General features: G+C 72.3%; 9 protein-coding genes and 1 pseudogene. 4 read left to right on the top strand and 6 right to left on the bottom strand.

Going from position 1 to position 8,253, the window contains the following annotated elements; all coding sequences use genetic code 11:
• On the bottom strand, positions 1–284 hold a 284-nt coding region (locus G3I41_RS05720), incomplete at its 3' end, for a winged helix-turn-helix domain-containing protein (protein ID WP_164399214.1).
• A 47-nt stretch (positions 285–331) separates the two neighbouring features.
• On the opposite strand from G3I41_RS05720, the gene G3I41_RS05715 reads away from it, so the two are divergent.
• A complete protein-coding gene (locus G3I41_RS05715) occupies positions 332–841 on the top strand; it encodes a carboxymuconolactone decarboxylase family protein (protein ID WP_164399213.1) in 510 nt (169 codons plus the stop codon).
• Between the two features lie 8 nt (positions 842–849).
• Entirely contained in the window at positions 850–1,575 is a 726-nt protein-coding gene (locus G3I41_RS05710) for an isocitrate lyase/phosphoenolpyruvate mutase family protein (protein ID WP_164399212.1), read from the top strand.
• Between the two features lie 76 nt (positions 1,576–1,651).
• On the opposite strand, the gene G3I41_RS05705 is transcribed toward G3I41_RS05710, so the two are convergent.
• From G3I41_RS05705 to G3I41_RS05695, 3 genes are all read right to left on the bottom strand, one after another.
• Entirely contained in the window at positions 1,652–2,641 is a 990-nt protein-coding gene (locus tag G3I41_RS05705) for a malate dehydrogenase (RefSeq protein WP_164399211.1), read from the bottom strand.
• A 356-nt stretch (positions 2,642–2,997) separates the two neighbouring features.
• Positions 2,998–3,492: a DUF3017 domain-containing protein gene (locus G3I41_RS05700; protein WP_343242062.1), complete on the bottom strand. Its 495-nt coding sequence runs from the start codon at positions 3,490–3,492 to the stop codon at positions 2,998–3,000.
• Positions 3,493–3,495: 3 nt separating this feature from the next.
• Positions 3,496–4,365: a bifunctional methylenetetrahydrofolate dehydrogenase/methenyltetrahydrofolate cyclohydrolase gene (locus tag G3I41_RS05695; RefSeq protein WP_164399210.1), complete on the bottom strand. Its 870-nt coding sequence runs from the start codon at positions 4,363–4,365 to the stop codon at positions 3,496–3,498.
• A gap of 227 nt (positions 4,366–4,592) precedes the next feature.
• On the opposite strand from G3I41_RS05695, the gene G3I41_RS05690 reads away from it, so the two are divergent.
• Positions 4,593–5,174, top strand: coding sequence for an RDD family protein (locus tag G3I41_RS05690; protein ID WP_164399209.1), 582 nt, complete (start codon positions 4,593–4,595; stop codon positions 5,172–5,174).
• An 84-nt stretch (positions 5,175–5,258) separates the two neighbouring features.
• Here G3I41_RS05690 and purH read toward each other — a convergent pair whose 3' ends face one another.
• Both purH and purN read right to left on the bottom strand, forming a co-directional pair.
• The gene (gene purH / locus G3I41_RS05685; RefSeq protein ID WP_164399208.1) at positions 5,259–6,812 is read right to left on the bottom strand and encodes a bifunctional phosphoribosylaminoimidazolecarboxamide formyltransferase/IMP cyclohydrolase; all 1,554 of its coding nucleotides are present in this window, start codon (positions 6,810–6,812) and stop codon (positions 5,259–5,261) included.
• Positions 6,799–7,455 (bottom strand): phosphoribosylglycinamide formyltransferase, encoded by a 657-nt coding sequence (gene purN, locus G3I41_RS05680; RefSeq protein ID WP_164399207.1) that lies wholly within the window; start codon positions 7,453–7,455, stop codon positions 6,799–6,801. The genes purH and purN overlap by 14 nt, the downstream gene beginning before the upstream one ends.
• Positions 7,456–7,774: 319 nt before the next feature.
• On the opposite strand from purN, the pseudogene G3I41_RS05675 reads away from it, so the two are divergent.
• A pseudogene (locus G3I41_RS05675) lies at positions 7,775–8,253 on the top strand (hypothetical protein); the annotation flags it as partial.

The following is an 8,253-nucleotide window of genomic DNA, read 5'->3' as shown; positions in this document are numbered from 1 at the left end:
GCCGGGGGCCGGGGGTCGGCGCGGCGGGCCACCCGGGTGCCGGAGCCCTGGCGGGCGGTGAGCCAGCCCTCGGCGACGAGCTCCGCGTAGGCGTCGGCGACGGTGTTGCGGGCGATGCCGAGGTCGGCGGCGAGGGTGCGGGAGGACGGCAGGCGGGTGCCGGGCGTCAGGCGGCCGGTGCGGACGGCCTCGCGCAGGGCGTCCATCAGACCGGCCCGCAGACCGGCCGGGCCGGTCGGGTCGATATGGAGGTCGGCGCCGAAAGTGGCCCAGGCATCTGTCATGGAAATGGACCATACCGCTGCGCCACTCCCCCCGTAGCGTTGAGGGCATGACGACGAACGAGAACAGCCGCACCACCTCCGGCTACTGCCCCGAGCACACCCCGCGCCTGGCCTGGGCGCAGCACGCCCCCGATGTCTACAAGGCGATGGCCCGCCTGGACGCCGCCTCCCGCAAGGGCATCGACCCGGTGATCGGCGAGCTGGTGAAGATCCGCGCCTCGCAGCTCAACCACTGCGCGTTCTGCCTGGACATGCACACCAAGGACGCGCTCGCGGCGGGCGAGTCCGTGCAGCGGATCGTCCAGCTCAGCGCGTGGGAGGAGTCGCAGCACTTCTTCACGCCGAAGGAGATCGCCGCGATCGAGCTGACCGAGGCGGTGACCGTGCTGACCGACGGCTTCGTCCCGGACGAGGTGTACGCACGGGCCGCGAAGCACTTCGGCGAGGAGGAGCTCGCCCACCTCATCGGCGCGATCATCACGATCAACGCGTGGAACCGGTTCGCCGTGTCCACGCGCATGGTGCCGGGCCACTACACGCCCGGCGACCACGGCTGAGCGGCCCGGTGACCGCTTCGGGCCTGCGGGCCCTGCACCACGGCCGCGCCCCCGGCGACCCCCTGGTCCTTCCCGGGCCCTGGGACGCCGCGAGCGCCCGTGTCTTCGCTGACGCCGGTTTCCCCGCGCTCGCCACGCCGAGCGCGGGGGTCGCCGCGTCCCTGGGTTACGAGGACGGCTCGACGCCCCCCGCCGAGATGTTCGCGGCGGTGGCGCGGATCGCCCGGTCCGTCTCCGTACCGGTCTCCGCCGATATCGAGGCCGGGTACGGGCTGTCGCCCGGCGAACTGGTGGAGCGGCTGCTCGCGACCGGGGCGGTCGGCTGCAACCTGGAGGACACGGTGGACGGGGTCCTGCTGGACGCCGGAGCGCAGGCGGACCGGCTGGCCGCGGTGCGTGCGGCGGCCGGGGACGCGCTCTTCGTGAACGCCCGGATCGACACGTACGCCACGGGCGTCCCGGACGGGGTGGACCCGGCGGCGGAGACCCTGCGCCGGGCGCGGCTCTACGCGGCGGCGGGCGCGGACTGCGTGTACCCGATCCTGGCCCCGCCCGAGGTGTTCGGGCCGCTGGCCGGGACCCTGCCCGGGCTGCCGCTGAACGCGCTGGCCCGCCCGGACGGGCCGGGGCCGGGCCGCCTCGGCGAGCTGGGCGCGACCCGGATCACCTTCGGGCCGGGCCTCCAGCGCCGGGCGACGGCCGCGGTGCGGGAGATCGCGGACGGGCTCCGCTGACGGAGCCGACGTGAGAGACACCACGCCCCCGGCAGCACTGCGGCTGCCGGGGGCGTGTGCGTGGCCCCGAGGGGTCTCAGATCAGGCCGAGCTCGCGGACCGCGTCGCGCTCCTCGGTGAGCTCCTTGACCGAGGCGTCGATGCGCGCACGGGAGAACTCGTTGATGTCCAGGCCCTGGACGATCTCGTACGTGCCGTTCTTCGTGGTGACCGGGAACGACGAGATGATGCCCTCGGGCACGCCGTAGGAGCCGTCCGACGGGATGCCCATCGAGGTCCAGTCGCCCTCGGCGGTGCCGTTGACCCAGGTGTGCACGTGGTCGATGGCGGCGTTGGCGGCGGAGGCGGCGGAGGACGCGCCACGGGCCTCGATGATCGCGGCGCCGCGCTTGGCGACGGTCGGGATGAAGGTGTCGGCCAGCCACGCCTCGTCGTTGACCAGCTCGGCGGCGTTCTTGCCGGCGACCTCGGCGTGGAAGATGTCCGGGTACTGGGTGGCCGAGTGGTTGCCCCAGATCGTCAGCTTCTTGATGTCGGAGACGGCGGCACCGGTCTTGGCGGCCAGCTGCGAGATCGCGCGGTTGTGGTCCAGGCGGGTCATCGCGGTGAAGCGCTCGGCCGGGACGTCCGGGGCGGCGGCCTGCGCGATGAGCGCGTTGGTGTTGGCCGGGTTGCCGACGACGAGGACCTTGATGTCGTCCGCGGCGTTGTCGTTGATCGCCTTGCCCTGCGGCTTGAAGATGCCGCCGTTGGCGGAGAGCAGGTCGCCGCGCTCCATGCCCTTGGTGCGGGGGCGGGCGCCGACGAGCAGGGCGACGTTCGCACCGTCGAAGCCGACGTTCGCGTCGTCGGTGATCTCGATGTTGCGCAGCAGCGGGAAGGCGCAGTCGTCGAGCTCCATCGCGGTGCCCTCGGCGGCCTTCAGCCCCTGGGGGATCTCCAGGAGGCGCAGGTTGACCGGCACGTCCGGGCCGAGCAGGTGGCCGGAGGCGATGCGGAAGAGCAGCGCGTAGCCGATCTGGCCGGCTGCGCCGGTCACGGTGACATTCACGGGAGTGCGGGTCATGGCGATCTCCGTTAGACAGCTGGCGGTCCGGGCTCCTGGCCCCTGGTGCGGGACATCTCCCTGAATCTTGATGTGAAGAGATATCCGTCGGCCAGGCTATCCGACCCGGGACCCCACGGCCGCCCGGCCCCCGTTGCCTCTCGGTCACACCATGGCGGAATGGTCACTTCCGTGCCACAGGGGACAGCTGTCCCTTGAACGGGTGAGGGCCGTCAACAAGGCTGGACGCAGGACGGGGCAAGGCCGCTCGACCGCCGCTTCGGGAGCTTCGCGCTCCGGGTTGCCCCGCCTCCGGTGTCCGTCCCTTCTCGGGGGAGGGGACGGCCACCGGGTTCTTCCGCTCTTCGGAGCGCGGGTCAGCGGACCGTGAAGTGGACCGCGTCCTCCAGGAACGGGATGTCCAGCCACGGCCCCGGCTGCGCGACCAGCGCGAGCAGCACGATGAGGACGCCGAGCAGGCCGTACGTCACCAGATCGGTGAAGCGCGACCGCACCGCGAGCATGCCCACCGACCGGACGGTCACGCGCAGGACCGCTCCCAGGACGAGGCCGATGCCGATCAGTATCGTGCCGACGCGGAAGGCTTCGTCGAAGGGATCGGCCGCCACGATCAGCAGTCCGGCGCCGGCCGTGCAGAGCACCGCGAGCAGCGGCCACTGGCGGGCCGGGGCCGGTGCGTCACCGCCGGCCGCCCGCCCGCCGCCCTCGGGCCGCGCGGTGTCCCGGGTCAGCGAGAACCGCCGCGACCGCCGGGGGGCGGCGGCTTCGGACGGCTCGGAGGAGACCGCCGTGGAACCGGTCGCGCCGGTCTCCTCCGGGGAACCGGTGTCCGGACTCGTACCAGCACCCACGGGTCAGCCGGCGGAGACGGCCGCGGCGTCGCGCTCGGCGGCCTCGACCACGTTGACGAGCAGCTGGGCGCGGGTCATCGGGCCGACACCGCCCGGGTTGGGCGAGATCCAGGCGGCGACCTCGGCCACGCCGGGGTGGACGTCGCCGACGATCTTGCCGTTCTCGTCGCGGCTGACGCCGACGTCCAGGACGGCGGCGCCCGGCTTCACGTGCTCGGGCTTGATGATGTGCGGCACGCCCGCGGCGGCGACGATGATGTCGGCCTGCTTCAGGTGGGCGGCCAGGTCCCGGGTGCCGGTGTGGCACTGGGTCACCGTGGCGTTCTCCGACTTGCGGGTGAGCAGCAGCGGGATGGACCGCCCGATGGTGACACCGCGTCCGACGACCACGACGTGGGCGCCGTTGATCTCGACGCCGTGGTGGCGCAGGAGCTGGACGACGCCCTGCGGGGTGCACGGCAGCGGGCCGGTCTCGTTGAGCACCAGGCGGCCGAGGTTCATCGGGTGCAGGCCGTCGGCGTCCTTGGCCGGATCCATGAGCTCCAGGACGCGGTTGGTGTCGATGCCCTTGGGCAGGGGCAGCTGCACGATGTAACCCGTGCAGGCGGGGTCGGCGTTGAGCTCGCGGACGACGGCCTCGATCTCCTCCTGCGTGGCGGTGTCGGGGAGTTCGCGCTGGATGGAGCCGATGCCGACCTGCGCGCAGTCCTTGTGCTTGCCGTTCACGTACCACCTGCTGCCCGGGTCGTCCCCGACCAGCAGGGTTCCCAGGCCGGGCGTGACGCCCCGGGCCTTGAGGGCCGCCACGCGGGCGGTCAGATCGGACTTGATCGCGGCTGCGGTGGCCTTGCCATCGAGAATCTGGGCAGTCATGGTCCCCATACTCCCGGATGAACCCGCCCTCGGACCAATCAGGTACCAGGCGTGGACGCAAGGTTGCACTTGGACAACTTCTTGAACCACGGCTGGACAAACGTACTAACCGCTTATAACGATGAAGGCCGCTGTGCCGCAGCAGTTACCGGGGGGTCTGGACCGCTGGCGTTTTCTGTTCCTCCGCGCGGCCGCACCGTCCCCGTACATCTGTTGGAGGAACGCCCATGAGCTTCGGCGACCCGAACCCGAACAACCCCTACGGGCAGCAGCCCGGTCAGCCGCAGCCCGGCTACGGCTACCCCCAGGCCCCGCAGGGCGTACCGCAGCAGGGCTACGGCTACCCGGCGGCCCCGCCGGTGCCGGGCGGCGACTACGGCCAGCAGCCCGGCTACGGTGCCCGCCCGCCGCTGGCGAGCTGGGGGCGCCGCGTCGGCGCGTACCTGCTCGACGTCCTCGTCCTCGGTGTCCCCTACGGCATCCTCATGGGCATCGGCGGCGGCGTGGGCGGCGGCGCGGGCGCCGGGATCATGGGCCTCGGCATCCTCGTGTTCGTCGGCGGCTTCCTCTTCAAGCTGTACAAGGAGGGCACGACCGGTCAGTGGATAGGCAAGAAGGCCCTCGGCATCAGCCTGCTGCGCGAGGCGGACGGCCGGCCGCTCGGCTTCGGCATGGCGTTCGTCCGTCAGATCGCCCACTTCCTGGACAGCATCGCCTGCTACCTCGGCTGGCTGTGGCCGCTGTGGGACTCCAAGAACCAGACGTTCGCGGACAAGGTCTGCTCCACCGTCGTGGTGCGCGTCGGCTGACCGGCCGTCGGACAGGCCCGAGGGCCGTAACCGCACGCGGATCGCGTGCGGTTACGGCCCTCGGTCGTACGGGGGCGGACCCGCTCAGTGGAAGAAGTGCCGGGTGCCCGTGAGGTACATCGTCACGCCGGCCTTCTTCGCGGCCTCGACCACCAGCTCGTCGCGGACCGAACCGCCCGGCTGGACCACGGCCTTGACGCCGGCCGCGGTCAGGATCTCCAGCCCGTCCGGGAAGGGGAAGAAGGCGTCGGACGCCGCGTAGGAACCGGTGGCCCGCTCCTCGCCCGCGCGCTCGACGGCGAGCTTCGCGGAGTCGACCCGGTTGACCTGGCCCATGCCGACGCCGACCGAGGCGCCGCCCTTGGCGAGCAGGATGGCGTTGGACTTGACCGCCCGGCACGCCTTCCACGCGAAGGCGAGCTCCTTCAGCTCGTCGGCGGAGAGCGCGTCGCCCGTGGCGAGCGTCCAGTTGGCCGGGTCGTCGCCCTCGGCCTGGAGGCGGTCGGTGACCTGGAGCAGCGCGCCGCCGTCGATCGGCTTGACCTCGACCTCGGCGGACGGGGCCTCGGGGCAGCGGAGCACGCGGATGTTCTTCTTGCGGGACAGGACCTCGACCGCGCCGTCCTCGTACGCCGGGGCGACGATGACCTCGGTGAAGATCTCCGCGACCTGCTCGGCCATGGCGACGGTCACCGGACGGTTGACGGCGATGACACCGCCGTACGCCGACAGCGGGTCGCAGGCGTGGGCGTTGCGGTGCGCCTCGGCGATGTCGTCGGCGATGGCGATGCCGCACGGGTTGGCGTGCTTGATGATCGCGACGCACGGCTCGGCGTGGTCGTACGCGGCACGCCGGGCGGCGTCGGTGTCCGTGTAGTTGTTGTACGACATCGCCTTGCCGTGCAGCTGCTCGGCGCCGGCCAGACCGCCGGTGCCCGAGGTGTAGAGCGCGGCGGGCTGGTGCGGGTTCTCGCCGTAGCGCAGGACGTCCTGGCGCTCGTACGTCGCACCGAAGAAGTCCGGGAAGCCGGAGTCGTCGGCGGCGGCGTAGTCGGCGGCGAACCAGCCGGCGACGGCCACGTCGTAGGCGGCGGTGTGCTGGAACGCCTCGGCGGCGAGCCGCTTGCGGGCGGTCAGGTCGAAGCCGCCCGCCTCGACGGCGGCGAGCACGTCGGCGTAACGCTCCGGGCTGGTGACGACGGCTACGGAGGGGTGGTTCTTGGCGGCGGCGCGGACCATGGACGGGCCGCCGATGTCGATCTGCTCGACGCACTCGTCGGCGGTGGCGCCGGAGGCGACGGTCTCCTTGAACGGGTACAGGTTGACGACCACCAGGTCGAAGGGCTCGACGCCCAGCTCGGCCAGCTGCTCGCGGTGCGCGTCGAGGCGCAGGTCGGCGAGGATGCCGGCGTGGACGCGCGGGTGCAGCGTCTTGACGCGGCCGTCGAGGCACTCGGGGAAGCCGGTCAGCTCCTCGACCTTGGTGACCGGGACACCGGCGGCGGCGATCTTTCCGGCGGTGGACCCGGTGGAGACCAGTTCGACACCCGCCTCGTGCAGGCCGCGGGCGAGGTCTTCGAGGCCCGTCTTGTCGTAGACGCTGACCAGGGCGCGGCGGATGGGCTTATTCTCCGACATGACCGAGATGAACCTTTCGTCCCTCAATGCGATAGCCGTCGCGGGCGAGCCGCCCCACGGCCTCGACGAGCAGCTTGCGCTCGACTTCCTTGATGCGTTCATGGAGGGCCGCTTCGCCCTCCGGGGTGTCCTCTTCGGTCACCTCGACCACGCCCTGCGCGATGATCGGACCGGTGTCGACGCCGTCGTCGACGAAGTGGACGGTGCACCCGGTGACCTTCACGCCGTACGCGAGCGCGTCACGCACGCCGTGGGCACCGGGAAAGCTGGGGAGCAGGGCGGGATGGGTGTTGACGAACCGGCCGCCGAACCGGGCCAGGAACTCCTTGCCCACGATCTTCATGAACCCGGCGGACACGACGAGGTCCGGCCGGTGCGCGGCGGTCGCCTCCGCGAGCGCGGCGTCCCACTCGTCGCGGGTGGCGTGGTCCTTGACGCGGCACGTGAAGGTGGGGAGCCCGGCGCGCTCGGCCCGTTCCAGGCCGGCGATGCCTTCGCGGTCGGCGCCGACCGCGACGATCCGGGCGCCGAAGCCCTCGGGATCGTCACCGATCGCGTCGAGCAGCGCCTGGAGGTTCGTACCGGAACCGGAGACCAGGACGACCACACGGGCCGGGGCGGCGGAGGGAAGCGGGGAGGCCACGGCTGGGCCCTTTCTCGCGTGCGAGCGGTTCGAAGCGGCCGGCCCGCCACCACGGCACCGGGGCGGCGATCTGCGATTTGTACGGTCGTACGAAAGAAGCGCGCTCCCCCATACGGGGAACTCTACGAACGGGCCGACCGTCAGCAACGATACCGGCACCGCGCCGCGCCCCCGCCTGACGGGGGTGACGGAGCCGGAGCCCCAGGGGGTCACGAGCCCCGCGCTCCCCGCTTTCGGCGCTTCCTCGCCGGAAGGTAGCGTCAGGGGCAGCGAACCGTCCGCCGGGCGGAAACGACGAGATGGGGAAGACGTTCACCACATGCCGGACCGACGCCGCCGCACCGCCTTCCGCCAGCCGCTGCCCGAGCGGGCCACCCTGCTGATGCGCGAGCGCTCCTCCTCGTCCCCTTCCTCCGGCTCCTCCGGTTCCTCCGGGAGCCGGAACGACGACAACCCCTTCGCGCCGCCGCCGGAGGGCCGGCCCGACCAGCCCTGGCAGCCGCGCCACCCGTCCGGTCCGACGGACGGCTCCACGAACGGTGACGGCGGCGACCGGCCCGAGGGCGGGCCGTCCGACGACCGGCCCGTGTGGGGCAGCCAGTGGAGCAGCCGGCAGCCCGGCCGCCAGAACGGCTCCTTCGGCGGGCGGCCCTCCGGGCCCGCCGGTCAGGAGAAGCCCCCGGCCGGCCCGCGCTGGGACCCGACCGACCCCATCCAGCGCCGCGCCCGCTACGCGCTGCTTGCCGGCATGTGGGCCTTCTTCTTCGCGATCTTCGACTTCTCGGAGATCGCCCTGCT

This window comes from Streptomyces sp. SID9727, from assembly GCF_010550605.1.
In the GTDB taxonomy this organism is placed as follows: Bacteria; Actinomycetota; Actinomycetes; order Streptomycetales; family Streptomycetaceae; genus Streptomyces.
Note: the sequence above shows the minus strand (reverse complement) of the source record. Positions and strands in the feature narration are given on the sequence as shown.